Annotated in this window: 26 protein-coding genes; 10 read left to right on the forward strand and 16 right to left on the reverse strand. The window is 70.8% G+C overall.

Features of this window, described 5'->3' with window-relative positions:
• The first annotated feature begins 68 nt into the window (after positions 1-68).
• Complete coding sequence (locus OG787_RS04375; protein ID WP_369032220.1) at positions 69-1,289, forward strand: sensor histidine kinase; 1,221 nt, start codon at positions 69-71, stop codon at positions 1,287-1,289.
• The gene (locus tag OG787_RS04380) at positions 1,286-1,966 is read left to right on the forward strand and encodes a response regulator (protein ID WP_369032219.1); all 681 of its coding nucleotides are present in this window, start codon (positions 1,286-1,288) and stop codon (positions 1,964-1,966) included. Before OG787_RS04375 ends, OG787_RS04380 begins: the two co-directional genes overlap by 4 nt.
• Before the next feature lie 274 nt (positions 1,967-2,240).
• On the opposite strand, the gene OG787_RS04385 is transcribed toward OG787_RS04380, so the two are convergent.
• From OG787_RS04385 to OG787_RS04405, 5 genes are all read right to left on the reverse strand, one after another.
• On the reverse strand, positions 2,241-4,427 hold the full coding sequence (locus tag OG787_RS04385; protein WP_405534336.1) for a hypothetical protein: 2,187 nt from the start codon (positions 4,425-4,427) through the stop codon (positions 2,241-2,243).
• 81 nt (positions 4,428-4,508) lie between these two features.
• Positions 4,509-5,048, reverse strand: a complete 540-nt coding sequence (locus tag OG787_RS04390; protein ID WP_369032217.1) for a hypothetical protein — start codon at positions 5,046-5,048, stop codon at positions 4,509-4,511.
• 172 nt (positions 5,049-5,220) lie between these two features.
• On the reverse strand, positions 5,221-6,453 hold the full coding sequence (locus OG787_RS04395; RefSeq protein WP_405534337.1) for a cation:proton antiporter: 1,233 nt from the start codon (positions 6,451-6,453) through the stop codon (positions 5,221-5,223).
• Positions 6,454-6,460: 7 nt separating this feature from the next.
• Complete coding sequence (locus tag OG787_RS04400; RefSeq protein ID WP_369032215.1) at positions 6,461-6,946, reverse strand: cation:proton antiporter regulatory subunit; 486 nt, start codon at positions 6,944-6,946, stop codon at positions 6,461-6,463.
• 47 nt (positions 6,947-6,993) lie between these two features.
• Positions 6,994-7,524 (reverse strand): DinB family protein, encoded by a 531-nt coding sequence (locus tag OG787_RS04405; RefSeq protein ID WP_405534338.1) that lies wholly within the window; start codon positions 7,522-7,524, stop codon positions 6,994-6,996.
• A 100-nt stretch (positions 7,525-7,624) separates the two neighbouring features.
• On the opposite strand from OG787_RS04405, the gene OG787_RS04410 reads away from it, so the two are divergent.
• Positions 7,625-8,650, forward strand: a complete 1,026-nt coding sequence (locus OG787_RS04410) for an LLM class flavin-dependent oxidoreductase (protein ID WP_405534339.1) — start codon at positions 7,625-7,627, stop codon at positions 8,648-8,650.
• Positions 8,651-8,760: 110 nt separating this feature from the next.
• On the opposite strand, the gene OG787_RS04415 is transcribed toward OG787_RS04410, so the two are convergent.
• The 5 genes from OG787_RS04415 to OG787_RS04435 all read right to left on the reverse strand — a co-directional run bounded on the left by OG787_RS04415 (position 8,761) and on the right by OG787_RS04435 (position 13,901).
• Entirely contained in the window at positions 8,761-9,543 is a 783-nt protein-coding gene (locus OG787_RS04415; protein WP_405534340.1) for a lysophospholipid acyltransferase family protein, read from the reverse strand.
• On the reverse strand, positions 9,543-10,316 hold the full coding sequence (locus OG787_RS04420; RefSeq protein WP_369032211.1) for a GNAT family N-acetyltransferase: 774 nt from the start codon (positions 10,314-10,316) through the stop codon (positions 9,543-9,545). The genes OG787_RS04415 and OG787_RS04420 overlap by 1 nt, the downstream gene beginning before the upstream one ends.
• Before the next feature lie 219 nt (positions 10,317-10,535).
• A complete protein-coding gene (locus OG787_RS04425) occupies positions 10,536-11,285 on the reverse strand; it encodes a succinate dehydrogenase/fumarate reductase iron-sulfur subunit (protein WP_369032210.1) in 750 nt (249 codons plus the stop codon).
• Positions 11,282-13,228 carry a fumarate reductase/succinate dehydrogenase flavoprotein subunit gene (locus OG787_RS04430; protein ID WP_405534341.1) on the reverse strand — a complete coding sequence of 649 codons (1,947 nt, stop codon included), beginning with the start codon at positions 13,226-13,228 and terminating at the stop codon, positions 11,282-11,284. Before OG787_RS04430 ends, OG787_RS04425 begins: the two co-directional genes overlap by 4 nt.
• 1 nt (position 13,229) lies before the next feature.
• A complete protein-coding gene (locus OG787_RS04435) occupies positions 13,230-13,901 on the reverse strand; it encodes a succinate dehydrogenase (RefSeq protein WP_369032263.1) in 672 nt (223 codons plus the stop codon).
• A 131-nt stretch (positions 13,902-14,032) separates the two neighbouring features.
• Between OG787_RS04435 and OG787_RS04440 the strand changes: the two genes are divergently transcribed.
• Positions 14,033-14,917, forward strand: a complete 885-nt coding sequence (locus tag OG787_RS04440) for a LysR family transcriptional regulator (protein WP_405534342.1) — start codon at positions 14,033-14,035, stop codon at positions 14,915-14,917.
• Between the two features lie 9 nt (positions 14,918-14,926).
• On the opposite strand, the gene OG787_RS04445 is transcribed toward OG787_RS04440, so the two are convergent.
• The 4 genes from OG787_RS04445 to OG787_RS04460 all read right to left on the reverse strand — a co-directional run bounded on the left by OG787_RS04445 (position 14,927) and on the right by OG787_RS04460 (position 19,898).
• Entirely contained in the window at positions 14,927-15,535 is a 609-nt protein-coding gene (locus OG787_RS04445; protein ID WP_405534343.1) for a hypothetical protein, read from the reverse strand.
• 17 nt (positions 15,536-15,552) lie between these two features.
• Positions 15,553-17,697: a putative bifunctional diguanylate cyclase/phosphodiesterase gene (locus tag OG787_RS04450; protein WP_405534344.1), complete on the reverse strand. Its 2,145-nt coding sequence runs from the start codon at positions 17,695-17,697 to the stop codon at positions 15,553-15,555.
• Positions 17,694-18,506, reverse strand: coding sequence for an SAM-dependent methyltransferase (locus OG787_RS04455; protein WP_405534345.1), 813 nt, complete (start codon positions 18,504-18,506; stop codon positions 17,694-17,696). The genes OG787_RS04450 and OG787_RS04455 overlap by 4 nt, the downstream gene beginning before the upstream one ends.
• A gap of 408 nt (positions 18,507-18,914) precedes the next feature.
• Positions 18,915-19,898, reverse strand: coding sequence for an SCO0930 family lipoprotein (locus tag OG787_RS04460; RefSeq protein WP_405534346.1), 984 nt, complete (start codon positions 19,896-19,898; stop codon positions 18,915-18,917).
• Between the two features lie 300 nt (positions 19,899-20,198).
• Between OG787_RS04460 and OG787_RS04465 the strand changes: the two genes are divergently transcribed.
• The 3 genes from OG787_RS04465 to OG787_RS04475 all read left to right on the forward strand — a co-directional run bounded on the left by OG787_RS04465 (position 20,199) and on the right by OG787_RS04475 (position 22,539).
• Complete coding sequence (locus OG787_RS04465; protein ID WP_405534347.1) at positions 20,199-20,954, forward strand: hypothetical protein; 756 nt, start codon at positions 20,199-20,201, stop codon at positions 20,952-20,954.
• An 18-nt stretch (positions 20,955-20,972) separates the two neighbouring features.
• Complete coding sequence (locus tag OG787_RS04470) at positions 20,973-21,737, forward strand: hypothetical protein (protein ID WP_369032203.1); 765 nt, start codon at positions 20,973-20,975, stop codon at positions 21,735-21,737.
• Positions 21,738-22,014: 277 nt separating this feature from the next.
• Entirely contained in the window at positions 22,015-22,539 is a 525-nt protein-coding gene (locus tag OG787_RS04475) for a hypothetical protein (RefSeq protein WP_369032202.1), read from the forward strand.
• Between the two features lie 100 nt (positions 22,540-22,639).
• Here the strand turns inward: OG787_RS04475 and OG787_RS04480 are convergent, their stop codons facing one another.
• A complete protein-coding gene (locus OG787_RS04480) occupies positions 22,640-23,128 on the reverse strand; it encodes a hypothetical protein (RefSeq protein ID WP_369032201.1) in 489 nt (162 codons plus the stop codon).
• Between the two features lie 343 nt (positions 23,129-23,471).
• Here OG787_RS04480 and OG787_RS04485 point away from each other — a divergent pair, with 343 nt between their 5' ends.
• Complete coding sequence (locus OG787_RS04485; protein ID WP_369032200.1) at positions 23,472-24,134, forward strand: class F sortase; 663 nt, start codon at positions 23,472-23,474, stop codon at positions 24,132-24,134.
• Between the two features lie 45 nt (positions 24,135-24,179).
• Here the strand turns inward: OG787_RS04485 and OG787_RS04490 are convergent, their stop codons facing one another.
• Entirely contained in the window at positions 24,180-25,025 is an 846-nt protein-coding gene (locus tag OG787_RS04490) for a polysaccharide deacetylase family protein (RefSeq protein ID WP_405534348.1), read from the reverse strand.
• A gap of 148 nt (positions 25,026-25,173) precedes the next feature.
• Between OG787_RS04490 and OG787_RS04495 the strand changes: the two genes are divergently transcribed.
• Together OG787_RS04495 and OG787_RS04500 are read left to right on the forward strand one after the other, a co-directional pair.
• Entirely contained in the window at positions 25,174-25,647 is a 474-nt protein-coding gene (locus OG787_RS04495) for a universal stress protein (RefSeq protein ID WP_405540409.1), read from the forward strand.
• Positions 25,648-25,818: 171 nt separating this feature from the next.
• Positions 25,819-26,367: a sigma-70 family RNA polymerase sigma factor gene (locus OG787_RS04500; RefSeq protein WP_369032198.1), complete on the forward strand. Its 549-nt coding sequence runs from the start codon at positions 25,819-25,821 to the stop codon at positions 26,365-26,367.
• Positions 26,368-26,483: the final 116 nt, after the last annotated feature.

Here is a 26,483-nt window from a genome sequence, read left to right on the forward strand (position 1 = left end):
CGGCCCTCGCCGGACGTCATGACGCACTGTCGTGGACCATGGGTCCACGCCCCCTGACCGGAGAAACGATGAGCATCGATCTGGAGCGCTCCATGGCACGCCATCCCCGTGTCGTCGACACGGTGACCGTCGTGACCCTGTTCGCCCTCTTCCTGATCGGCGCCCGGGTCACCCTCCCCGGCTCCACCCCGCCGGAGGGCCTGTGGCCCGCCGTGCTCATCGCCGTCAACGCGTGCACGGGCGTGCTCCTGAGCCGCAGCCATCCCCGTACGGCCGTCATGGTGACCACGGTCTGTGCCATGACCGCGAGCGCGCTCGGCTATCTGCTCACCGTGCTGATGCTGGCGCCCGCCATGGTCGCGATCTACTGGCTGGCCATCCTCACCGACCGGCGGACGACCCGGATCTACACCATCGGCATGATCGTCCTGCTGGTGGCGACGGCCACCCTCCTGGACCCGGTCGACCATCCGCTCGTCCTCAAGACGGTCGCGCCCATCGCCTACGTACTGGTCCCGGTCGCCACCGGCAGTTCCCGGCGGATGCGCCACGCCTATCTGGAGGCCGTGCACGCCCGTGCCGAGCACGCCGAGCGGACCCGCGACGAGGAGGCCCGTCACCGGGTGACCGAGGAGCGCATGCGCATCGCGCGGGAGCTGCACGACGTCGTCGCCCACCATCTGGCCCTGGCCAACGCCCAGGCGACCACGGCCGCGCACCTCGCGCGCAGCAACCCGGAGCAGACCCGCCGGATGCTGAACGACCTCACCGGCACGACCTCGTCGGCGCTGCGCGAACTCAAGGCCACCGTCGGCCTGCTGCGCCACGCCGACGACATCGACGCCCCGTTGGAACCCGCCCCCGGGCTCTCCCGGCTGCCCGAGCTGATCGACACGGTCCAGTCGGCCGGGCTCACCGTCACCCTCACCACCGTGGGCGAGGAGCGCCCGCTGTCCCCGGGGGTGGACCTGACGGCGTACCGGATCGTGCAGGAGGCGCTCACCAACATCACCAAGCACGCCGTCGGCGCGACGGCATGCGTGCGGCTCGCGTACTCGGCGGACCGGCTGACCATCACGGTCACCAACAACGCCGCCGCCGTCACGGTCCCCGCCGGTCCCGCCCCGGCCGCGCCCGCGCGCGGGTTCGGTCTCATCGGGATGCGGGAGCGCGCCCAGTCCGTCGGCGGCAACCTGGAGGCAGGACACCGCCCCGAGGGCGGCTACGAGGTCTCCACCGCGCTGCCCCTCTACCCTCAGTCCTCCCGAGAAGAAGAGCGCACCTCATGACGATTCGCGTCCTGCTCGCCGACGACCAGGCCCTGCTACGGGCGACGTTCCGGATCCTGATCGACTCCGAGACCGACATGACCGTGGTCGGCGAGGCCACCGACGGCCGGGAAGCGGTCGAGCTGACCCGCACCCACCTCCCCGACCTGGTCCTGATGGACATCCGGATGCCCGGCACCGACGGCCTGGCCGCCACCGCCGCGATCTGCGCCGACCCGGAACTGTCCGCGACACGGGTACTGATCCTGACGACGTTCGAGACGGACGAGTACGTGGCCCAGGCGCTGCGGTCCGGCGCCAGCGGCTTCCTGGGCAAGGACGTCACCGCCGAGGCGCTCCTCGCCGGCATCCGCACGGTGGCCGCCGGTGAGTCCCTCCTCTCCCCCAACGCGACCCGCACCCTCATCACCCGCTTCCTCAACTCCCCCGCTCCGGGCACCCAGTTGGCGACTCCGGAGGGGCTCGCGGCGCTCACGACCCGCGAACGGGAGGTGATGTGCCTGGCGGCCGAGGGCGGCTCGAACGACGAGATTGCGGAGAAGCTGTACGTCAGCCCGCTGACCGTCCGCACCCATGTCCACCGCGCGATGACGAAGCTGGGCGCCCGCGACCGGGCCCAACTGGTCGTCATCGCCTATCAGTCGGGGCTGGTGCGACCCCTGCCGCCCGAGGCGTAGTCGGGAGTCTTCCCTTGCCGGACGTTGCTCATCCCGCTCTACGGGCGCGCGGCGGACGCTGCGTGGAGATCGGCACGGGTCTCAACACCCGGTTCGAGCGGCCGGACAACGGCACCGGTGCACTGGTTCGACCACGACGTGCTCGGCGACATGGCGGCCCGGATGCGCCGGCGCTGTGACGACCCCGACGGTGTCGCGCCGCCTGCCCCTCCCCTACCGGCTGTTGCTCGCGGTGCTGGGGAGGGCCAGGCGGCGGGACATGGAGTCGTCCGGTTCAATCTGTTCCGGTGTGGGGGCTGAGTCCGTCGGTTCCCTTTGCCTGACCACGGCGGTACGCGAACCAGCCGGCCGCGGTGAGCGCGGCGGCGGCCCCTGCCATCCCCAGGACGCCCACGCCGGTGGAGGCGAGGCTGCCGCCGGTGGAGCCGGTGGCCGTGGTGCCGCCGGTGGTGGAGCCCGAGCCGCCGGTGGTGTCGGTGCCACCCGTGGTGCCGCCCCCGGTCGTGCTTCCTCCGGTGGAACTGCCGCCCGTCGTACCTCCGTCGGTGCTGTCGCCGGTGGTGCCGCCGTCGGTTCCACCGGTCGTGCCGCCGTCGGTGTCGCCGCCCGTGTCTCCCCCGGTGTCGCCGCCGGTGGTCGACTCTGCGGTCACGGTGAGGGTGACGGGCGTGGTGCGGGTGGTGCCGGCCGTGTTGGTGAACTCGGCGCGGTAGCGGTGGCCGTCGTGGCCGGTCCCGGCGGTGAAGGCGTACGTGTTCGCCGTCGCGTCCGGCAGGTCCTGCCAGGTCTGGGCCCCGTCCGTGCTGACCTGCCAGCGCACGGTCGGTTCCGGCGTGCCCTCCGCCTGGGCGATGAGGGTGACCGTGTCGCCGACCGTGACCGTCTGGTCGGTCGGTGCCTGGACGACCTTGGGTGACACGAACCGGTCCAGTTTGACGACCTTGCCCTCGGCGGGGCTGGTGACATGGACCGTCCTGCCGTCGGCGGCGACGGTGATCGCGGCCGAGCCGAGCTGGGAGTGGTTGCCCGGCAGCGGCACCGCTTCCACCGCGGCCTGGTACGTCGTCGTGTCGTACACGGCGAGCGAGCCGTTGTTGTCGCCGCCGCTGCCGTTGTCGCCGTTGTCCTGCCGGACGACGAAGACACTGCCCGTCGACGGGTCGAACGCGGCCGCGGCGGGCTCGTCGGTGCCCTCGACGGTGGCGAGGAGTTTCGCGTCCTGGTCGAAGACGAGCACCGAACTGCCCACGCCCACCCAGACGTTGCCGGTCGCGGGGTCGATCTCGACGAACCCGATGGTCTCGTCCGGGAGTTCGGCGGTCGCCGTGACGGCGAAGGTGCCGGTGTCGACGCGGCGCAGCTGTCCGGCGGAGGATCCCGCGGACCAGAGGGCGGCCCGGGTGGAGTCGACGGCGATCCGGCGTCCGCCGTCCAGGGTGAGGGTCCGGCGGACGGCTCCGGTGGCCGTCTCCAGCTCGGAGAGGGTGGCGCCCTGGGCGACCAGGACGCTGTCGGCGGTGGTGCCGGGGGCGAGGTCGGTGATGGTCGCGCCGGTCAGCCAGACGCCCTTGGCGCTCGCGTCGCCGTCCTTCGCGGTGCCGATGCCGCGCAGGGGGTAGCGGTAGAGGACGCCGTCCCCGGGGAGTGCGGCGGCGATCTGGGCGGCTGCGGCGGTGCGCAGGACGCCGTTGGTGCCAGGGGCCTGGGTGATGTGGCTGCGGACTGCGCCGGTGACCGGGTCGAGGACGTACAGGCCGCGCTCGTCGACGTCGGCCGTGTCGGCGAGGTTGTCCGAACCGACGTACAGCTTCCCGGAGTCGGGGTGCAGCAGCACGTCGAGCGGTTTGCCGGTGGTGGTGAACTCGGCCGCCTGCCGGTAGCTGACGGTCCCGGCGGGTACGTCGACGCCCTCGCCGCCGCCTCCGGGCTCCTGACCGGTGAAGGTGACGGGGACGCGCACGTCCTGGGAGCGGTCGCCGCTGCCCCGGTGGTCGACGCGGGTGACGATCGCGCAGGACACGGCGGCGCAGTCGAGGCCGTCGCCCGCTGCCTTGATGTCGAGGGTCACGTCGAAGGTGCCGCCGTCGCCGTACGCCACGGCGAGGTCGCCCTCGTAGGTGTCGCCCTTGGGCACGATCCAGCGGGAGGCCGCGCCGTCGCCGGAGGTGTCGGCGCCGCCCAGGCAGGGGCTGGGGACACGGTTGTCGCCGTTGTCCTTGCAGAGGGCGACGTAGATGCCCTTGGTCTGGTCGTATCCCGCGCCGGTGACCTGGAGGGTCTCGCCGTCGGGCGCGAGACCTGCGGAGGCGGAGACGGTGAGCCGCTGGCCCTCTTTGCCGAGGGCGGTTTTCGGCGTGTCGGCGGCCTGGGCACCGGAGCCGGCGCCGAGGGTGGCGAGCGAGAGGGCGGAGGCGGCGGAGAGCGAGGCCGCCGCCCAGAGTCTGCGGCGTGAATGTGTCATGGGGTCCTCGGGGTGGGCCAGGCGGGCGGGGGCCCGGCCGGGTATCGACCGGCCGGGCCCCGTTCTGTGACTGCGGGACGACTACTGGAAGGTGATCGGCACGTGGACGTCGTACTTGCGGTCGTTCGTGTCGAAGTGGTCGGCGCGGGTCACGACGGCACAGGTGACGTCCTCGCCGCAGACCTGGCCGTCGTCGAGGGTGGCCTTGACGTAGATCTGCACGCTGAAGGTGCCGCCGGTGCCGAACGTGGAGCTGTTGGCGAAGAGGCCGCCGAAGGTGTTGTTGATCCAGTGCGAGGCACCGGTCGAACCGCTCTCGTCCTGGCCGCCGAGGCAGGGTGTCGGCTTGTTGACGCCCGCGGCGCCGTCCACCGCGCACAGGCCGACGTAGATGCCCTGGCCGGTGTTGTAGCCGCTGCCCGTGACGGTGATGACCTGGCCCGTCGCGGCGGCGGTGTCGGGCGCCGTGAGCGACAGGTTGTAGGTGGTGGTGCCGTCGACGACGGTACGGGTCGAGGTCGCGGCGGACGCCGAGGTGGCGAGACCCAGGGTCAGCGCGGCGGAGGCGACGACGGCGAGACCGGCACGGACGGCGGTACGTACGGACAGCGGAGATCTCATGATCGGGGAGACACCTTTCTCAACTGACAGTTAGGTAAGGCATACCTAACTTCAAGCCGAGAGGAATGTCAACGGGAAGCAAAGGGAACGTCAATCTCCCCAGGAGGTACGGCAGTTGAGGCAACGCAGAAGCCACCCACCGCCGGGGTGGGTGGCTTCGTTGGGACCCTCTTCAGTCGCCGACAGTCGTGGGCTGCACCGCCTCGTCCGTGGGCGCCTCTGCCGGGGTCTCGGGCCGGGTGCGCCGGGCTCGCCACGCGCCGACGCGGGCGGCCAGGGGCTCGGTCCAGCGGGCGGTGAGCGGGCCCGCGACGACCAGGATCAGGACGTACGCCGTCGCCAGTGGACCGAGGTCGGACTCGACGCCCGCGGTGACCGCGAGGCCCGCGATGACGATGGAGAACTCACCGCGGGCGACCAGCGCGCCGCCCGCGCGCCAGCGGCCCTTGACCGAGATTCCGGCGCGCCGAGCCGCCCAGTAGCCGGTGGCGATCTTCGTCAACGCCGTGACGGCGGCCAGGCCGAGGGCGGGCAGCAGGACGGGCGGGATGCTGGCCGGGTCGGTGTGCAGCCCGAAGAAGACGAAGAAGATGGCCGCGAAGAGGTCCCTGAGCGGACTGAGCAGGGTGTGCGCGCCCTCCGCGACCTCCCCGGACAGCGCGATCCCGACGAGGAACGCCCCTACGGCGGCGGAGACCTGGAGCTGCTGGGCGATGCCCGCGACGAGGATGGTCAGGCCGAGGACGACCAGCAGCAGCTTCTCCGGATCGTCGCTGGAGACGAAGCGGGAGATGACCCGGCCGAAGCGGACGGCCAGGAACAGCACCAGTCCGGCGGCCCCGAGCGCGATCGCCAGGGTGACACTGCCGGCGGCGAGCGAGACGCCGGCCACCAGCGCGGTGACGATGGGCAGATAGACCGCCATCGCCAGGTCCTCCAGGACCAGGATGCTCAGGATGACCGGGGTCTCCCGGTTGCCGACCCGGCCCAGGTCGCCCAGCACCTTCGCGATGACTCCGGAGGACGAGATCCAGGTGACCCCGGCGAGCACGACGGCGGCGACCGGACCCCAGCCGAGCAGCAGTGCGGCGGCGGCACCGGGCAGCGCGTTCAGGGTGAAGTCGACCAGCCCTGCCGGGTAGTGGGACTTGAGGTTGGAGACGAGATCGCTGGCCGTGTACTCCAGACCGAGCATCAACAGCAGGAGTATGACGCCGATTTCGGCGCCGGTGGCGATGAACTCCTCGCTCGCGCCGAGCGGCAGCAGCCCGCCTTCGCCGAAGGCGAGACCGGCGAGCAGATAGAGGGGTATCGGGGAGAAGCTCAGCCGGGCGGCCATCCGGCCGAGCAGTCCGAGCGCGAGGATGATGGAGCCGAACTCGATCAGCAGGACCTGGGAGTGCATGGCGATGTCACTCCCGTCCGAGTATCGCCGCGGCCGCGTCGACGCCCTCGCGGGTGCCGATCACGATGATCACGTCCCCGCCCGCGAGCCGGAAGTCGGGCGCCGGGGAGGGGATCGCCTCCGCCCGCCGCAGTACGGCGACCACGGACGCGCCGGTTTCCGTCCGCATCCGCGTCTCCCCGAGCACCCGCCCGTTCCAGTGCGAGCCGCCGGCCACCTCGATCCGCTCCGCCACCAGCCCCAGCGGAGTGGTGGACAGCAGACTGGAGCTGTGGTGCGACGGACTCAGCGCATCGATCAGGGAGGCGGCCTCGGGCGCGGTCAGCCGCAGCGACTGGGCGCACGACTCCGGATCGTCGGCCCGGTACAGGTTGACGGTACGGCCACCGTCGCGGTGGGCCACGACCGACAGATGCCGTTGCTCACGCGTGACCAGGTCGTACTGAACTCCGATACCCGGCAGCGGAGTCGCCCGCAGGCGTGGCGCAGACACGTTGAATCCCCTTGCTGATTGACGGTGTTGAACTTGTTTGTCGGGGCTCAGGCCCCCGTGACCCCGTCGACGAGTTCGCGCAGCAGGTCGGCGTGGCCGTTGTGGCGGGCGTACTCCTCGATCATGTGCACCATGATCCAACGCAGCGAGATCCCCTGGCCACCGACGTGGGCCGCCTCCGCCTCGGAGAGCCGCCCGGACTCGTCCAACGAGGCTGCGTCGGCAACGAGTTGACGACTCCGAGCGATCTCCGCCCGCCAGACGTCCAGAGCCTCGTCGAGCCCGCGCCCGGGGACGAGGGTGTACCCGTCCCCTTTGCCCTCAGCGTAGACGAGAGGCACATCCAGACCCGCGAACACCCGCTGGAACCAGTTCCGTTCGACCTCGGCGAGATGCTGGACGAGCCCGAGCAGGGTCAGCTCGGAGGGCGCCGCCGAAGCCAGGCGTAACTGCCGGTCGTCGAGGCCCTGACACTTCAGGGCGAGCGTGGCCCGGTGGAAGTCGAGCCAGGCACTCAGCATGACGCGCTCGTCGGCGTACGCAGGAGGTATGGGCCGTCCGTCCGGTGTGGTCGACATGTACAGCACCCTCGCACAGGTGCCCGGTGACCCGCGAGGAATAGCGGCGGCCGGAAGATCGCTGACAAGGACACACTCAAGGATGTCCGGAGCAGCAGCCATGCCGAACCCAGCACCGCACCCCGCCCCAGGCTCGGCCCTGTCGGCGACCCGCTTCTCCGTCCTGGACCGCTCCCGCACCCGGGAGGGCCGCCCGGACGCCGAGGCCCTCCGGGACACGGTCGCGCTGGCCCGGGAGGCGGAGCGACTCGGCTTCCACCGCTTCTGGGTCTCGGAGCACCACGGCGTGCCCGGGGTCGCCGGTTCCGCGCCGACGGTACTGGCCGCAGCCGTCGCAGCAGCGACACGCACGATCCGGGTGGGCACGGGCGGGGTGATGCTCCCGAATCACCAACCCCTGGTGGTGGCCGAGCAGTTCGGGGTCCTGGAATCCCTCTTCCCGGGCCGGATCGACATGGGCCTGGGCCGCTCGGTCGGCTTCACCGACGGCGTACGCAGAGCCCTGGGCCGCGACAAGGACATGGCCGAGGACTTCGCCGCCCAGCTCGACGAACTGCTCGGCTGGTTCGCCGGCACCTCCCCGACGGGAGTGCACGCCCGCCCCGCCGAGGGCCTCACCGTCCCGCCCTTCGTCCTCGCGATGGGCGAGGGCGCCACGATCGCCGCCCGAGCGGGCCTGCCCATGGTCATCGGCGACCTGCGCTCCCGCGACCGAATGCTCCGCGGCATCGACACGTACCGCGCCGCATTCCGCCCGTCGCCCTGGGCGAGCGAGCCGTACGTGGTGATCTCGGGAACGGTAGCGGTGGCCGCCACCCAGGAGGAGGCCCGCCGGCTCCTCATCCCCGAGGCCTGGTCGATGGCGCACTCCCGCACCCACGGCACCTTCCCACCGCTGCCGCCCGCGGAAGAGGTCGAGTCCCGCAAGATGACGACGAAGGAGCGCGGCTTCTACGAGTCCGGGCTCGCGGGCCAACTCGCCGGAACGGCGGAAGAGGTGGCCCACGAACTGGAGACGGTACTGAAGGAAACGGCGGCCCAGGAGTTCCTGGTCACGACCAGCACGTACGACCGGGATGCCTTGCTGGACTCCTACAGCAGACTGGCAGACCTGCTGCGGGCCTGAAAGGGGAGGCGGCGCAGCCGCCCTTCTTCCAGGGGCGCGGGGCTGTGTCGATCTGCGGCTCCGCCGCGGGGCGCGACCAGCCACAACGAACCCGCACCCGCCCACGACGGCTAATGCACCCCCACGACCGGCGGCTGCGCCGCACGCGCAAGAGCACGCCGGTCCGGATGGCTACCCGGCGCTATCGCACCCTGCACCTCCACCTCCGCCACCAGCCCCCGAGCCGATACGACCCGCCACACCGAAGTCAACAACGAGTCCTCCCCCACGAACGCAGGCGCAGTACTCGCCGCTCCCCCGGCGAGCCGATAATGCAGACGCACCGGCTGCACAGGCACCCCCGCATCCAGGGCGGCCTGGAACACCGCCCGCCGAAAGTGCCCCTGAGCCTTCCCGCACCAGGTACTGCCCTCGGGGAAGGCGACAACCGCCGTCCCCTCACGCAACGCCTCCGCGATCTTCCCGACCGTCTGCGGCAACGCCCGCAACCGGTCCCGCTCGATGAACAGCGCCCCGCTGCTCGCGGTCAGCGCGCCAGCCACCGGCCACCCCCGGATCTCGGCCTTGGCCAGCATCCTGGCGGGCCGTACGGCGGCCATCAACGGGATGTCCAGCCACGAGATGTGGTTGGCGACCATCAGGAGGCCACCGGAGGGCGCGGTGGGGCCGGTCACCCTGAGCCGGACCCCCGCCGACCGCACGATGACGCGGACCCAGAGCCGTACCCACCCGGCAGGGATTCTCCTGCCGAGCGGGCACAGCGTGATGCCGGCGAGCAGGACGACCAGGACGGTCATCAGTCGCAGGACGGCCAGGGGTGGGGCCGTCGTGGCACCCTTCGTCTCCACGCACGCTCTGGGGGTGCAGGGCGCGCTGGGCAGCCAGACGCTCATCAGGCCGGGACGAGGGAGAGGAAGTGCCGCAGATAGCGCTGGTTGATCCGGCGCATCGACAGCAGCACGTACAGGTCGGCGACCCCGAAGTCCGGGTCGTGGGCGGGCTCCCCGCAGACCCAGGCGCCGAGGCGGACGTAGCCGCGCAGCAGCGGGGGCAGTTCGGTGCGGCCGGTGGGACGGGTCACGCCCTCGGCGGACCAGGGCAGCAGCGGACGTACCCGGAACTCCTCCGGGGCCAGGTGCCGGTCGCGGACGCGGTCCCAGGTGCCGGCGGCGAGGGTGCCGCCGTCGGAGAGCGGGATGGAGCAGCAGCCGGCCAGCCAGTCGTGGCCGCGGTCGACCATGTAGCGGGCGATCCCGGCCCAGATGAGGCCGATGACGGTTCCGTCGCGGTGGTCGGGGTGGACGCAGGAGCGGCCGACCTCGACGAGGCCGGGGCGGATCGCGTCGAGCGGGGAGATGTCGAACTCGCCCTCGGAGTACAGGCGTCCGGCTATCGCGGCCCGCTCCGGGGGCAGCAGCCGGTAGGTGCCGACTACCTGGCCGGTGACGGTGTCGCGGACCAGCAGGTGGTCGCAGTACGCGTCGAAGGGGTCGACGTCGAGGCCGGGCTGCGGGGAGGACAGCAGGGCGCCGAGTTCACCGGCGAAGACGTCGTGGCGCAGCCGCTGGGCGGCGCGTACGTCGTCCTCGTCGCGGGCGAGGGTGACGGTGTAGCGGGTGGGTGCGGCGGGGAGCGGGGGACGTTCGATGGTGGAAACGCCGGTCATGGCTCTCTCCTGGTCACGGGCCGGGGACGGCGAGGCGGCGAGCTGGCCGGTCCCGTTACGTCCGGCCGCATCAGTTCTTCCGACCTCGGCTGTCCGGCGCGTGACCCTCGAAGAGAGTGCGGGTGTGAGCTTGTTGAATGCCAGGGGTGCCTGGCGGGACCGGCAATGAGCACCACTGCCGGTCCCGCCCGTCCGCACCTTGTCGGCGAACGTCTGGGGTCAGCGCCTGGACGCTTTACGGGTCGCCCGCAGCCACTCCTTGTTCATCCCGGTGATGGAGACGAGCGGGATGCCCTTCGGACAGGCGGTCGCGCACTCGCCGGCCAGCGTGCACCCGCCGAACCCCTCCTCGTCCATCTGCGCGACCATGTCGAGGACCCGGGTCTCGCGCTCGGGCGCGCCCTGCGGCAGCACGTTGAGGTGGTTGACCTTGGCGGAGGTGAAGAGCATCGCCGCGCCGTTCGGACAGGCGGCCACACAGGCCCCGCAGCCGATGCACTCGGCGTGCTCGAAGGCGAAGTCGGCGTCCGGTTTCGGTACGGGGGTGGCGTGGGCCTCGGGGGCGGCGCCGGTCGGGGCGGTGACGTAGCCGCCGGCCTGGATGATCCGGTCGAAGGCGGACCGGTCCACGACGAGATCCTTGACGACCGGGAAGGCGGCGGCGCGCCACGGCTCGACGTCGATGGTGTCGCCGTCCGCGAAGGACCGCATGTGGAGCTGGCAGGTGGTGGTGCGCTCGGGCCCGTGCGCGTCGCCGTTGATGACGAGCGAGCAGGCGCCGCAGATGCCCTCGCGGCAGTCGTGGTCGAAGGCGACGGGGTCCTCGCCCTTGAGGATGAGTTCCTCGTTGAGGGTGTCGAGCATCTCCAGGAAGGACATGTCGGCCGAGATGCCGTCCACCTCGTACGTGGACATGGCGCCGTCGGCGTCGGCGTTGCGCTGCCGCCAGACGCGCAGGGTGAGCTTCATGCGTAGCTCCGCTGGGTGGGGTGGACGTACTCGAAGACGAGGTCTTCCTTGTGGAGGGTCGGGGCCTCGCCCGTCCCCGTGAACTCCCAGGCGGCGGCGTACGAGAACTCCTCGTCCCGGCGCTCCGCCTCGCCGTCCGGGGTCTGGGACTCCTCGCGGAAGTGACCGCCGCAGGACTCGGCGCGGTGCAGGGCGTCGAGGCACATCAGCTCGGCCAGTTCGAGGTAGTCGACGATGCGGTTGGCCTTCTCCAGCGACTGGTTGAACTCCTCGCCGGTGCCCGGGACCTTGATCCGCCGCCAGAACTCCTCGCGGATCTGCGGGATGCGCTCCAGAGCCTTCCGCAGGCCGCTGTCGCTGCGCGCCATCCCGCAGAACTCCCACATCAGTTCGCCGAGTTCACGGTGGAAGGAGTCGGGGGTGCGGTCGCCGTCGACGGAGAGGAGGAGGTGGAGACGGTCCTCGGTCTCCGCCAACACCTCCTGTACGACGGGGTGTTGGGCGTCCACCGGGTCCTGGCCGGGGTGGCGGGCCAGGTAGTCGTTGATGGTGGCCGGGAGGACGAAGTAGCCGTCGGCGAGGCCCTGCATCAGCGCGGAGGCGCCGAGGCGGTTGGCGCCGTGGTCGGAGAAGTTGGCCTCGCCGATCGCGAACAGACCGGGGACGGTGGTCTGGAGGTCGTAGTCGACCCAGAGGCCGCCCATCGTGTAGTGCACGGCGGGATAGATCCGCATGGGGACCGTGTACGGGTCCTCGGCGGTGATCCGCGCGTACATGTCGAAGAGGTTGCCGTACTTCTCCTCGACGGCCTTGCGTCCCATCCGCCGGACGGCGTCGGCGAAGTCGAGGTAGACGCCCTGTCCGCCGGGTCCGACACCGCGCCCCTCGTCGCACACGTTCTTGGCGGCACGGGAGGCGATGTCACGGGGCACCAGGTTGCCGAAGGAGGGGTAGATGCGCTCCAGGTAGTAGTCGCGCTCGTCCTCGGGGATCTCGTTCGCGGGCCGCCGGTCCCCCTTGGCCTTGGGCACCCAGATCCGGCCGTCGTTGCGCAGCGACTCGCTCATCAGGGTGAGCTTGGACTGGTGATCGCCGGTACGCGGGATGCAGGTCGGATGGATCTGGGTGAAGCAGGGGTTGGCGAAGTGGGCGCCGCGCCGGTGGGCCCGCCAGACGGCGGTGGCGTTGGAGTTCATGGCGTTCGTCGAGAGGTAGAAGACGTTGCCGTAGCCGCCACTCGCGAGGACGACGGCGTCCGCGAAGTGGCTGGAGATCTCGCCGGTGATCAGGTCCCGGGCGACGATCCCGCGGGCCCGTCCGTCGACGACGATCAGGTCGAGCATCTCGGTGCGTGCGTGCATCTCGATGTTCCCGGCGGCGATCTGCCTGCTGAGGGCCTGATAGGCGCCGAGGAGCAGCTGCTGACCCGTCTGGCCGCGGGCGTAGAAGGTCCGCGAGACCTGGACGCCGCCGAAGGACCGGGTGTCGAGGAGTCCGCCGTACTCGCGGGCGAAGGGCACGCCCTGGGCGACGCACTGGTCGATGATCTCGACGGAGATCTGCGCCAGCCGGTGCACGTTCGACTCGCGGGCGCGGAAGTCGCCGCCCTTGACGGTGTCGTAGAACAGCCGGTGCACGGAGTCGCCGTCGTTGCGGTAGTTCTTCGCCGCGTTGATTCCGCCCTGAGCGGCGATCGAGTGGGCGCGGCGCGGGGAGTCCTGGTAGCAGAACTGGACGACGTGGTAGCCCTGTTCGGCGAGCGTGGCACCAGCGGAACCGCCAGCCAGCCCGGTCCCGACGACGATGACGGTGTGCTTGCGCCGGTTGGCGGGGTTGACGAGCTTGGCCTCGAAACGGCGCGTGTCCCAGCGCTCGTTGACGGGCCCGGCGGGCGCCTTCTGATCGACGAGGGGCTCGCCGGTGACGTATTCGGTGTAGGTCATTTCAGCTCACCACTCCGGTCATGACGCCCACGGGTACGGCGAGGAAGCCGGCCGTGAGCAGCAGCGCGAGGACGTCGGCGACGGTCTTGAGGGCGCGGTCGCGGGTGCGGCTGCCGACGCCGAGGGTCTGGGCGGCGCTCCAGAAGCCGTGCCGGATGTGCAGGCCGAGGGCGAGCATCGCGACGATGTAGATGACGTTGCCGTACCAGGTGGAGAAGGTGTCGACGACGTTCTGGTAGGGGTGACCTTCCTGGAAGCCGCCCGAGTGCACGGTGCCGGTGGTCAGGTCGAGGATGTGCCAGACGATGAAGAGGCCGAGGATGATCCCGCCCCAGCGCATGGTGCGCGTCGCGTAGCTTGCCCGCGCCTTCTTGTGCACGTACTTGCTCGGCCGGGCCCGGATGTCGCGGCGGCTGAGCTGGTAGGCGGAGGTGGCGTGGGCGACGACGGCGACCACGAGGACGATCCGGATGAGCCAGAGCGTCCACTCGTAGTGCATGAAGGGCTCGCCGACCGTGCGCAGCCAGTGGGCGTAGTGGTTGAACTCGCCGGGCCCGAAGAAGATCTTCAGGTTTCCGATCATGTGGACGACGAGATAGAGCAGCATGATCAGGCCGCTCACGGCCATCACGGTCTTCTTGCCGACGGACGAGTCCCACACGGTACGCGCCATCGACGGCCGTCGGTCCGTCCGCGTTGCCAGAGCCATGGTTCAAGACGCTAAGCGGCGGGACCCCGATCGGTCCAAGACATGGTCCGGCTCGTTTCGATAGCCAGTGCCTATGCAAGCAGTACGCTGGCCGCATGCAGTTCCAGCAGCTCCAGTACTTCGTGGCGGTCGCCGAGACCCGGCACTTCACCCGTGCCGCGGATCTCGTCCATGTCGCACAGCCGTCGCTGTCCCAGCAGATCAAGGCGCTGGAGCGGGAGTTGGGGGCCGAACTGTTCCTCCGGGCGCGCGGCAACATCACGCTCACGGACGCCGGCGAGGCGCTCCTGCCGCTGGCCCGGCGCATCCTGGCCGACGCGGACACGGCCCGGCACGAGGTGCAGGAGCTGGTCCAGCTCCGGGCGGGCCGGATCCGGCTGGGCGCGACCCCGAGCCTGTGCACGGGGCTGCTGCCGGAGGTGCTGCGCGCGTTCCACGACCGCTATCCCGGCATCCGGCTGCTGATCGAGGAGGGCGGCTCGCACGACCTCGTACGGCAGCTGGCTCGCGGCGCCCTGGACCTGGCGCTGGTCGTCCTGCCGCTGCCGACCCCGTCACCGGCGCTGACCACACTGGAGGTGCTGCGCGAGGACCTGGTGGTGGTGTCGTCCCCCGAGGCGCCCGCACCCGGCCGGGGCCGGCGGACCGTCAGCATCGCCGACCTGGAGGGCGAGCGCCTGGTGATGTTCCGGCACGGCTACGACCTGCGGGAGCTGACCGTGGCCGCGTGTCGCTCCGCCGGGTTCGAGCCGGAGTTCGCGGTGGAGGGCGGCGAGATGGACGCGGTGCTGGGGTTCGTCCGGGCGGGGCTGGGGGTGGCCGTCGTACCGCGCATGGTGGCCGGCCGGGCGGGGCGCGGGCTGCGGGTCACGCCCCTGGCCCGGCCGGGGCTGTTCCGGGCGATCGCGCTTGCGCACCGCAGCGATGTGGCGCCGCCGCGCGCGGCACGGGAGTTGCAGCGGATGCTGCTGGAGCGCTGACCGCCGGTGTCAGCCGGTCAGCCCCCGGACCGCCGCGACCAGTGCGCAGCCCGCCGCGCACACGGCCAGGGTGTCGGCGGTCGGCGACCAGCGGAACCGGCGCCGGACCCCGGCCCCGGTGGGCGCGTCGCGGTACCGCAGGACATGGGCCTTCTGCGCGTCGACGCAGACCCTGGTGAAGTCGTAGAGCAGGTCCCAGAGCGAGCCGTAGAGCAGGTAGGAGTCGAACTCCGCGCCGTCCTTGGTCACCAGCACGAGGGAGATACGCCACTCGCCCCGCACCGCGTCCACCTGCCGGACCTCGGCGCAGGGCACCGTGATGCGGCGCAGCGCGCTGTAGCGGAGGATCTCGCCGGGCCGCAGCACCAGTTTGACCAGGGAGAACCGCCAGAAGACGGACGCGTGGACGAGCAGCAGGGCCGCGAGCGCCCAGCGTCCCGCCGACGACAGCCCGGATGCGGACAGCGGGATCGCCACCGCCGCGCCCACGACGGCGAGCGCGGCCAGCCGCAGGGGTACGACCCGCAGCCAGCGGCGGAAGACGGTCTGCGGCGATCGGTGCACCCGCCACATCCACGGGGTGGCGGGCCCGTACCAGATGTCGGGCGCGGATGGCACCGGCCGGGAAGGCACCGTCAGCCCGTCGCGTCCGCCAGAACCAGGTCGTGCAGGCGGTCCGGCGGGCCGGGGCGGGCGTAGTACCAGCCCTGGGCGGTGTCGCAGCCGAGTATGCGGAGTTGTTCGGCCTGGGCGCCCGTCTCCACTCCCTCGACCGTGACCGCGAGGTTCAGGCTGTGGGCCAGGGAGACGATTCCCTCGACGATCTTGAGGTCGACGGGGTCCGCCGGGAACTGCTGCATGCCCTGGGTGAAGGAGCGGTCCAGCTTGAGGATGCTCACCGGGAGGCGGCGCAGGTTGGCGAGGTTCGAGTAGCCGGTGCCGAAGTCGTCGAGGGCGATGTCGACGCCCATTTCCGCGAGGCGGCGCAGGGGTTTGAGGAGGTCGTCGTCGGCGCCGATCAGGGCCGACTCCGTCACCTCCAGGCACAGCACCTCCGGCTCCAGGCCCGCCCGTTCCAGGATGTCCACCGTGTCCTGGACGAGGCCGGGGTGGGTGAGCTGGCAGGGGGACAGGTTGACGTTGATGCGCAGGGGGCCGCCTGCCGGGTGGCCTCCGTACCGTTCCTGCCAGTCGCGGGCCTGGCGCACCGACTGTTCCAGGACCCAGCGGCCCAGCGGGACGATCAGGCCGGTGTGTTCGGCGAGCGGGATGAAGCGGTCGGGGCCGAGGACGCCGTGCTGCGGGTGCAGCCAGCGCACCAGGGCCTCGGCGCCACGGACGCTGCCGTCGCCGAGGTTGACCAGGGGCTGGTACTCGATGAAGAACTCGCTCCGGTCCAGCGCGGCCGGCAGGGCCGTCGTCAGGCCGTGGCGGGTGATCGCCTTCAAGTCGGCCTCGGGATCGGCGAGTTCGAAGCGGTTGCCGCCCGCTGACTTGGCCCGGTACATGGTGATGTCGGCGCTGCGGAGCACCTCCGCGGGGCCCCGCTCCCCCGCCGGGCCCTCGACGATGCCGATGCTGCCGCGCACGGTCAGCTCACGGCCGTCGACGCTGACCGGGGCGACCAGCGCGTGCATGATGCGGGCGGCGAGTTCGTCGACCTCGGCCTCGGTGTCGGGGCCGGTGGTCAGCGCCACGAACTCGTCCCCGCCCAGCCGGGCCACCATCTCGCCCGGCGCGGTCGCACAGGACTGGAGCCGGTCGGCGACCTCGACGAGCAGCCGGTCGCCGGCCGCGTGGCCGAGGCTGTCGTTGATGGTCTTGAAACCGTCCAGGTCCAAGTAGCAGAGGCCGAAGCGCTGGCCTTCCCCCGCCGTCACGGCCTTCTCCAGGCGTTCGAAGAACAGCGTGCGGTTGGGCAGCCCGGTGAGCGCGTCGTGCGTGGCCTCGTAGCGCAGCCGGAGGTTGAGGAGCCGGCGCTCGGTGGTGTCCTCCATGAGGGCCAGCTGGTACTGCGGCCGGCCGTCGGCGTCCCGGAGGAGGGAGACCGTGAGGTTGGTCCACAGGACCGTTCCGTCGGGGCGGTAGAACGCCTTCTCGACGTGGTAGTGCTCGCGCTCGCCGCGGACGAGTTCCTCGTAGAGCTTCCAGACCTGCGGTGCGTCGTCCGGGTGGGTCCAGTCCGTGACCTTGCGGCTCCGTACGGTCTGCTCCGAGCCGCCGAACATGCGTTGCAGGGCGCCGTTGAACTGGAGGATGTTGCCGTCGAGATCGGAGATGGCGATGCCTATGGCCGCGCCCTCGAAGACCGCGCGGAAGCGGGCCTCACTGTCGTGCAGCGCCTCGGCGACCGTGCTGCGCGCGCTCTGCGCGGCCCACGCGATCGCCTCCTGCTCGGCCAGCGTCCGCTCGCGCAGCGCCCCGGCGTATCCGGCGGCCATGGCGTGCTGGAGCCTCGACGCACGGTTGCGCAGATCCTCCTGCGGGCCGTCCTCACCGCAGTACAGCACCAGATAGGCGTCCACGCAGTCGAGCGAGCGGCTGAGCGCCTCGGGGTCGGTGCAGTGCATGGCGACCAGCGCGGCACCGACCGCCCGGCCCTCCTCGGCGTCGAACGTCCTGGCCCGCAGCGCCTCGCTCAACCGCCCGGCGAGCGGCAGGAGTTGCTCCTCGAACTCCGGCCGGGTGAGCGACGTGGAGGTCACCTGGTACACCGACCGGCTCCAGATGGTCGCGAACCGGCGCAGTCTGTCCTGGGGCCCGTCCGGCTCCGCGGTCACGCCGTACGCCCCACGCCGGCGAATCCGGAGAAGGAGTACGCGTCCTCGTCCTCCGGTGCCGTCTCCGGCCGCCAGTGCGGCATCGGCACCAGTCCCGGTTCCACCATGTCGTACCCCTCGAAGAACCGCGCGATCGAGTCGCGCGAGCGCATGACCAGCGGGTTGCGAATGTCCTTGTATACGTCGACCGCGCCCTCGGCCCGCTCCGGCGGCAACGGGATTCCCTCGTACGAGGCATGGGACAGGACGAGCAGGCTGCCGGGCGCGAGCGCGTCGCGCAGCTCGGCGACCGCCGCGTACGGGTCGTCCATGTCTTCCACGAAGTGCAGTATGGCAACGAGAAGCAGGGCCACTGGCCGATTCTGGTCGATCAGCCCCCGCACCTGCGGGCTGTCCAGGATCTCCCGGGGCTTGCGCAGATCGGCCGCGAGGACGTCCGCGTGCTCGTCACCGGCCAGGACCGTCTGGCTGTGTGCGACGGCAACCGGGTCGTGGTCGACGTGCATCACCCGGGCCTGCGGGCTGACCGCCCGCACCACCTCGTGGACGCTGCCGAAGGTGGGAATGCCGGAGCCGATGTCGAGGAACTGGCTGATGCCCTCGGCGGCCGCGAATCGAACGGCCCGGCGCATGAACGCACGGTTCGCCTGCGCGATCTTCGGAAGTCCCGGCAAGAACTCCATGGCCCGGCGGGCCGCTTCCCGGTCGACCTCGAAGTTGTGCGAACCGCCCAGGTAGAAGTCATGGATCCGGGAGACGCTCGGCACCGAGATGTCGATGCCCCGGGGGGCCCAGGCGGGACGCTCCATCTATCTCTCTCCCAGGAGTTGGCAGGCGTTGGCGCTCCAGTGTTCGAGCTGAGGTTACTGATCGCCTGCCAAAGGAGCGAGCGGAAACGGAAATTGACCATCCGTTCCCGGTCACTGCCTGCGGCACGTGCCGAATTGGCGTACCGCGAACTCGCTGTCGAACTCTCTACGAAATGTATCCGGAGCAATCCAAAGAGTTCGCAAGGGTTACGAACAGTCGCCGCCGACTCCCGTGGAAATACGGCGAGTCGGGGATGATTCACCGGCAAATCGCCCTGTTGGTCGACGCGTTGCGGAGTCACGGAGTCACCCGGACATGCCGAAGCGGCCTGCTCCCTTCACGCCACACGGACTGTGCGGCACGAAGGGAGCAGGCCCGGAGAAGTCGGCTTCCCCTACTGCCGGTTACTACTCGTTCGGCGCGCCGACGAGCTTGCCGTCGGGTGCCACGGCGTACCAAGTGCCGCCGACGCCCTGGCCGTTGGTGTCGCCGGGCTCCTTGTCGTTGATGAAGGTGTAGATGGGCGAGCAGTTGACCGTCATCTGCTTGGCGCCGTTGTCGGGCCGGGTGAAGCTCATCAGGCCCTTCTTCTGGACACCCTTGGTGTCGTTGACCTCGACCGGCGCGACGACCGGCCACTTCTCGAGGCAGGCGCCGACACAGGCGGAGACGGGCTTCGGCCAGGCCTCGTCCTTGATGAAGCGGTAGACCGTCATGCCGTTCTTGTCGACGACGATCTCACCGAGCTTGGGGTCGTTGCGGGTGGACAGGCCCGGCAGCGAGGCCAGCGTGGCCTTCTTGCCGTCGGGAGCGAGGCCGTACCACTTGCCGCCCACACCCTGGCCCTTGATGTCACCGGCCGCGGTGTCCTTGGCGTAGTAGTAGGCGGGCCAGCCGCCGACCGTCAGCTGCTTGGTGCCGTCGGCGCGGGTCACTTCGCCGAGCAGCGCTGCATCGATACCGGCACCGGCCGTGACATCGTCCGCCGGAACCGGCGGCCAGGCGGTGGCGCAGTCGCCGTCACAGTTGGACTTCGGCGGTTCGGCCGTGTCCGCGTCGAAACGGTAGATCGTACGGCCGGAGCTGCTGGCCAGCACCTTGCCGATCTCCGCGCTGGCGACCACGTTCAGCTGGCCCGCAGCGGCGGAGTCGCCCGCGGCGGCCTGCTCTCCATTGGCATTCGCACCGGTGTCGGTACCCGTATCGGTACCGGTGCCCGTACCGGCCGTGCTCGTACCGGCCGTGGACCCGTAGCCACCGGCGGCGGGGGCCGCCGCACCGACGTTCTGGCTGCTCGTGTCGGTGGCCTTGTCCTGACCGCACGCCGTCGTAAGCGCCAGCACGGCCGCAGCTGACGCTACGAGTGAGGCGCTCCGCCAGGAGGTCTTCATAATTGAAACTCCCCGTAATCGTTAGGGTGTTGCGACGCCCTGCTGGGCCGCCGCACGGTCCTAGGTACGGGCGGGGATGGTCACTGTGTTCAACCACTGCACAAATTTCTTTCGGATCCCTGTGGCCCCACCCGTCCCTGCTCGCACACCCTCATCCGTCGCACCTCGCACACGAGGACGGGTCACGGGCCGCATCTAGAACGCGTGATCCAAACCGCGGCACGACATATGTCACTCGTTCGGGGCAATCTCCTCGCGCTCCCGCGCGCGCGGGAGCGCCCAGCACACATGATCTTCGTCGTGTATGGACCCACACGGACCCGATTCGCCCTCGCCATACGGGTGTTGGCGCTGCTGGTGCTGACCTGGCTGCTCGTCGGCGTGCCGATCGGCACGGCCGGCGCGACGACCTGTGTCTCCGTCGCCACCGCCCAGGGCGCCGGCACATCGGTGACGGTCACGGGGAACGGCGCCGCGGTCACGGTCGACACCGGCGTCCCGGCCACCGACGGAGACGGAAACGGCTGGTCGGTCGGCGTGGGCAACGGCGGAGCGGCGGTCACCGGAAACGGTACGACGGTGGTCGTCGGCACCGGCTCCTGGTGCCCGACCCCGACACCACCGCCGCCCTGCCCCACCCCGACGCCGACACCGACGCCGTCACCGACCCCCACACCGACGCCGACTCCGCCGCCCACACCCACGCCCACGAAGGAGCCGCCGCCACCACCGAAGCCGAGTCCCACCCCGACACCGACCCCGAAGCCCCCTCCCCCGCAGAAGCCGGCACCGGTACCGGAGCCACCGGCCGTTCCGCCCGCCCCGGCTCCGCCGCCGCCTCCCGCGCCGGCGCCCACCCCCTCGTACACACCGACGCGCACCCCGAAGCCGAGCCCGAGCCCGACTCCGACGGCGTCACCGACGACGGTGAGTTATCCGCCGTACCACGTGTCCGCCCGCAAACGGACCGTCCGCAGTGGCCCGTCGCTCGTCTCGTTCACGCTGCTCGTCACCCTGCCCGCACTGATCGCCGTCATCGCACTGCGTCCGCGCTGACCTCTTGGAGGCATCCCCTTGTCGGAATGGCTTGTTCTCGCCGTCGCGATCGCGGCCGCGTGCGCGGTCGTCGTCGTCATCACTGTCGTACGGGATCGCAGGGCCCCGGAGGACGAGGATCCGTCCGACACCCCGGACGTGATCGAGTACATGACGATGTGGATCGGTGTGGTCTACGCCATCGTGCTGGGCCTGGCCATCGCGGGCGTCTGGGAGGCTCGCGGCGTCGCCCAGGACCATGTGTCGACCGAGGCGCACGCGCTGCACGAGATCTCCGAGCGCGTCCGGGTCTATCCGCCCGACGTCCGTGACCGCATTCGGGACGATGTCAACGCCTATGTCGGACACGTCGTCAAGACCGAGTGGAAGGAGATGTCCGACAACGGCAAGGTGACCGAGCGCGGCGACCAGCTGCTGGACCGTATCCGCGCCGACGTCACGGACTACGAGCCGAAGACGGACTTCCAGGCACAGGCCTACCAGCCGCTCCTGGACCAGGTGACCACGGCGGACCAGGCCCGTACGGCCCGCGCCGACTCGACCGGGCCGACCATGCCGGGCGTCGTGTGGTTCGGCCTGATCGCGGGGGGCCTGATCACGGTCGGGATGATCTTCGCCCTCCAGATCCGCCGCACACCCCGCGAGATGATCCTCGCCGGGCTGTTCTCCACCCTCATCGCGTTCCTGCTCTTCCTCATCTGGGACTTCGACGCGCCCTACAGCCGTGGCATCACCGCCACGGCGGATCCGTTCCTGACGCTCTTTCCGGGCGCGGACCGCTGAGACCGTCCACGGATGACCGCTCGCGACCGGTGGGGACCGGCTGACGGTTCCTCACCGGCCGCGACCACGGGGGACACCCGCCACGCGCGTGTGTCCCCCGACTCGCTCAACGGAGTCCCCTGACCGGCCCACATCCGTGCCCCATTCGCACGACACCGATCGCGCGTACGCACACGTGTTCCTAGCGTTTCGGTCATCGAGGTGCATTTCTGGCGCGAACGGTATGGCGCGAGCGGAAAAGGTCCGCAGCTGCTCCTCGGGGACCCGGAGGACACACATGCGCGCGATACGCGTCGCCTCGGCCGCACTGCTGGGCGTCACCGCCCTCACCCTCGCCTCGCCCGCCGCCCACGCGGCCGTCTCGGACAACAGCGTCACGTCGTTCGGGTTCAGTGTCGTGCCCTCGACCATCGCGGCGGGCGGACAGGTCACCCTGCGCGTGGACAACTGCAACGACGACACCCGGGTGTCCTCCGGTGTGTTCGATCCGGTCACCATCCCGAAGGGCCAGTCGTCGGTGACGGCGAAGGTCGACTGGGACGCCGAACCGGGGGCCGCGTACCGGGTGACGTTCACCTGCGGCGGCGAGAACGGCCACACCGACCTCACCATCGCCGGCGGCAACCCGGGCAACCCGACGCACTACCCCGTGCCGATCCAGCGGGGTGTGCACGCGGGCGAGGGCGGCAGTGTCGCCGGCTTCGACCTCAAGGAGATCGGCCTCGGCGCGGCGCTCATCACGGGATCGCTGGCGGTGGCGTACCACTTCTCCCGCCGCGGTACGGGCGACGGCAGCGCCTGACGACCCGTCGGCACCCGCACAGCCCTTCGCCCCGGATACCCGTCAGGGTCCGGGGCGAAGGGCTGTCGACGTGCGGTCCGCGCTCCGAAGGGGATGAGCGTCAGATCCGGTTCTCGGACCGGCGGCGCATCCAGAACACACCACCACCGACGAGTGCGGCGGCCACAAGACCGCCACCGATCGCCATGTCGGTCGGCGTGGCCCCGGTGGAGCTGCTGCCGCCGAGACCGCCCCGGACACCGCCGATGACCGTGAAGACACTGGTGAAGGTCTTCGACCTGTTCTCACAGTTGGTGGTGACGCTGTACGAACCCGCGGTGGCGTTCGAGTTGACGGTCACCGTCGCCGTCGCCGTGTTGCCGCCCATCGACTTCAGCTTGGTCGCCGGGAAGGCGTTCGAGCTGACGGTGCTGCCGTTCATGGTGCAGGCGGAACCGTTGACCGTGAGGACCAGCTGGCCGCCCGGGGCGATGACGCTCGGTGCGGCGGTGACGCTGGTCGGCTGGTCCCAGGCCGAGGCCGCCGGGGCGGCGAGCCCCACCGCGGCAGCCGTGGCGGCAGACACCACCAGGGCACGAGTAGTACGCATGTTGAACCTCCGCGGAAGGCGCCCCGGGACCCGTCCCCGGTCGATCGGCGAGAAAACGCCTCCCAGACGAACCCTCAGATGCCGTGCCCGCAGCCGCATTTCGGGAATGGTCCGTCCTGGTGAGGGGACACGCCGGGCAATGACCGCACAATCAGATATTGCCGCAGGTCACGGACCGTCAGAAAAATACTTTTTCCCGCGACCCGGATGGCTCACGAACGCGTCACGGACGACACACGCGCCACCCGTTCGCTGCTGCCCCGTCGCCGGTTTCCCGCCGGGCACTTAGCGTTCTCGTATGCGCGATTGACCCGGCGACGGCCGGGTCGAGAGGGGATGGCGAATGTCTGCGTCCGAGCTGGCGGAAGAGGAGGAGCGGCGGAAGAAGCGCGCTCCGTGGGGCGTGATAGCGCTTGTTCTGCTGACCGGCCTCGCTCTCATTCGGAACGGTTCGGGAGAGTTCGACGTGGGCCCGCCGCAGCCCGCGTCGGCGGCGGCAGCGGACAGCCGGCTCCCGGGCGGCACCTTCTCCAGCACCCCGGCCGCACTGCCGTACTCCGTGGTCGACCGGGTGCGGATCCCCGCGATCCAGGTCGACGCACCGGTACTGCCGGTGGGTCTGGACGCGGCCGGGTGGGTGGACGCCCCGCCGGCGGAGGACCCGAATCTGGCGGGCTGGTTCACCGGTGCCGTGTCGCCCGGCGAGAAGGGCACCGCGGTGGTCGTCGGCCATGTCGACAACAAACAGGGCCCCGCCGTGTTCTACGGACTCGGGGCCCTCAAGAAGGGACACCGCGTCGAGGTCCAGCGCCAGGACGGAAAAGTGGCCGTCTTCGAGATCTACGGCATCGAGGTCTTCGAGAAGAACAACTTCCCCGGCGACCGCGTATACGGCAGCAGGAACACCCCGGAACTGCGGGTCATCACCTGCGGGGGCGGTTTCTCCAAGCAGAACGGCTACAACGGAAACGTCGTCGTTTTCGCCCGCCTGGTCGAGGTCCGCTGAGCGTTCCCCGACCGGGCGGGCGAAAGCCCGTACCTGGTGATTCCGTTATGTGTAATGCCGTGTCGGTACGGTGATGTGATAGCCGGAATCCAGCAGTTCCGGCAGATAGTCGCGCAGCGCCCGGACGCTCTGCGAACGGTCTCCGCCGGCGTCGTGCGAGAGCACCACGACCCCCGGGGCGGCGCCGCGCTCGACCCGGTCGACGATGGTGTCGGCGCCCGGGGCCATCCAGTCGAGGGTGTCGACGGTCCAGGCGAGGGGCTCCATGCCGAGGTCGGCGCCGATCTGGAAGGCGGCCCGGTTCCAGGCGCCGTAGGGGGCGCGGAACCAGACGGGCGCCTCGCCGCAGGCGTCCTGGACGACCTCGCTGGTGCGCTCCATCTGCCAGCGGATCTTGCCGCGCGTGAGGCGGGTGAGCAGCGGGTGGGACCAGGTGTGGTTGCCGACGACGTGTCCGTCCTCGGTCATCTCGGCGAGCAGGTCCTTGTTGTGGACGGCCATCTCCCCGCACACGAAGAACATCGCGCGGACGTCGTGCTCGCGCAGGGTCCGCAGGATGTCCGGGGTGTAGCGGGGGTCGGGGCCGTCGTCGAAGGTCAGCACCATGGTGCGGCCACGTCCGGACACCCGCAGCAGGGGCTCGTGACGGACCAGGGTGCGCCCGTGGGCGGCGGCGGGCGGCGGGCCGTAACCGGTGAGGGGCTCCAGGCGGTACGCGGAGGGCTTGAGCGCGCGGTGCGCCGGGGGGCCGGCGGCGGGGGCGGCGGGCTCGGCGGCCGGGGTCCCGTCCGGGCCCGCGGTGAGCAGCGCGGCCGTACCGGCCGCTCCCACGGCGGCGACCCCGCCGATCGTCAACACCCGGCGCCGTGTGATCAACTGATCCTTCGTCATGACTCATGAGTCGCCCGGTACGGACCCGACGCCCCGCATCGGCACCGGTGCGGCGGCAGGAAAGCACCCGCCTGGACCAGTACGCGCCGATCAGGCCCTCCCCCCGCGTCTCCTGCGGGCCCCGGGCGCCCGATAGCCTCGCGGTGTGATGGAAGAGCAGCACTCAGCCCGGTCAGGGCACCAGTTCGAGCGGGGTACGGACGGTCCGAAGGTCATCGTGGTCGGCGTCGACGGCTCCGACTCCTCGCTCCGCGCCGCCGCCTACGCCGCGGGACTGGCCCGGCGCCAGCACGCGCTGCTCGCCCTGGTGTACGTCCAGCCGGTGATGGCGGCGGGCGCCGCGTTCGGGGCGCCGGTGGCGGAGACGACGGACCAGATCGCCGAGGACCTCATCGCACAGATTCGCGAGGGCACGGAACAGGTCAAGGGGATCTTCGACGTCCGCTGGGAGTTCCACACGTTCCGCGGGGACCCGTACGCCGGGATGGTGAAGGCCGCCGACGAACTCAAGGCGGACGCGGTGGTCGTCGGGGCGTCCGAGCAGGCGGGCCACCGGATCATCGGCTCGGTCGCGATCCGGCTGGTGAAGGCGGGCCGCTGGCCGGTGACGGTCGTGCCGTAGCGGTGGCCCCTGGCGCCGCTGACCCCGTCGTCGGACCGGCCGGTGACTGCTGGGATGAGGAATGCGCCGTTCAGACCGTTCGTCGCACCGTTCGTCGACGGGTCCGACCGTCCGCCGCACACTCCGGTCCGCTCTCTGTCCCGAATCGGGACCTTGCGATGCCATACGGCCATGACGGCCGGAACCACCATCACCCACGGGACGACGACCGCCGAGCACGAGCTGGCCGCGCTTCAGCGCGAGCACGGCCGACCGCTCTTCGCCCTGCTGCTGCGCCTGTGCGACGGCGACCGGCAGCGCGCCGAGGACCTGGTGCAGGAGACCCTCGTACGCGCCTGGCAGCACCCCGAGGCGCTGCGCGCCGACGACTTCGAGTCCGTACGGCCCTGGCTGATGACCGTGGGGCGGCGGCTCGCCATCGACGCGCGGCGGGCCCGGCAGGCGCGGCCCGCCGAGGTCGGGGACGCGATCCTGGAGAACGCGCGGGTGTGTGCCGATCACGCGGAACGGTCCGCGGCGACCCTCGATGTGCGGGAGGCTGTGAAGACACTCACTCCCGAGCATCGTGAAGTCCTGGTGCTCGTGTACTTCCAGGGGGCGAGTGTGGCGGAGGCCGCCACGGCGCTGGGTATCCCGCCCGGTACGGTGAAGTCTCGCGCGTATTACGCGCTGCGCGCCCTGCGCCGAGTCCTGCCGGGTTATGCGGCCGACCTGCGGTGAAACCAATGGTCGAGTCAAACCTCGGTAAAGCGCCTTGCTGAGGACCATGGTTGAGCCATCAGCTGTCTTCATCCGTGTTCCGGACTGGCACCAGTCCCGGATGCCCGGGGTCGGGC

The organism is Streptomyces sp. NBC_00075, from assembly GCF_045041225.1.
Lineage (GTDB): Bacteria > Actinomycetota > Actinomycetes > Streptomycetales > Streptomycetaceae > Streptomyces > Streptomyces adonidis.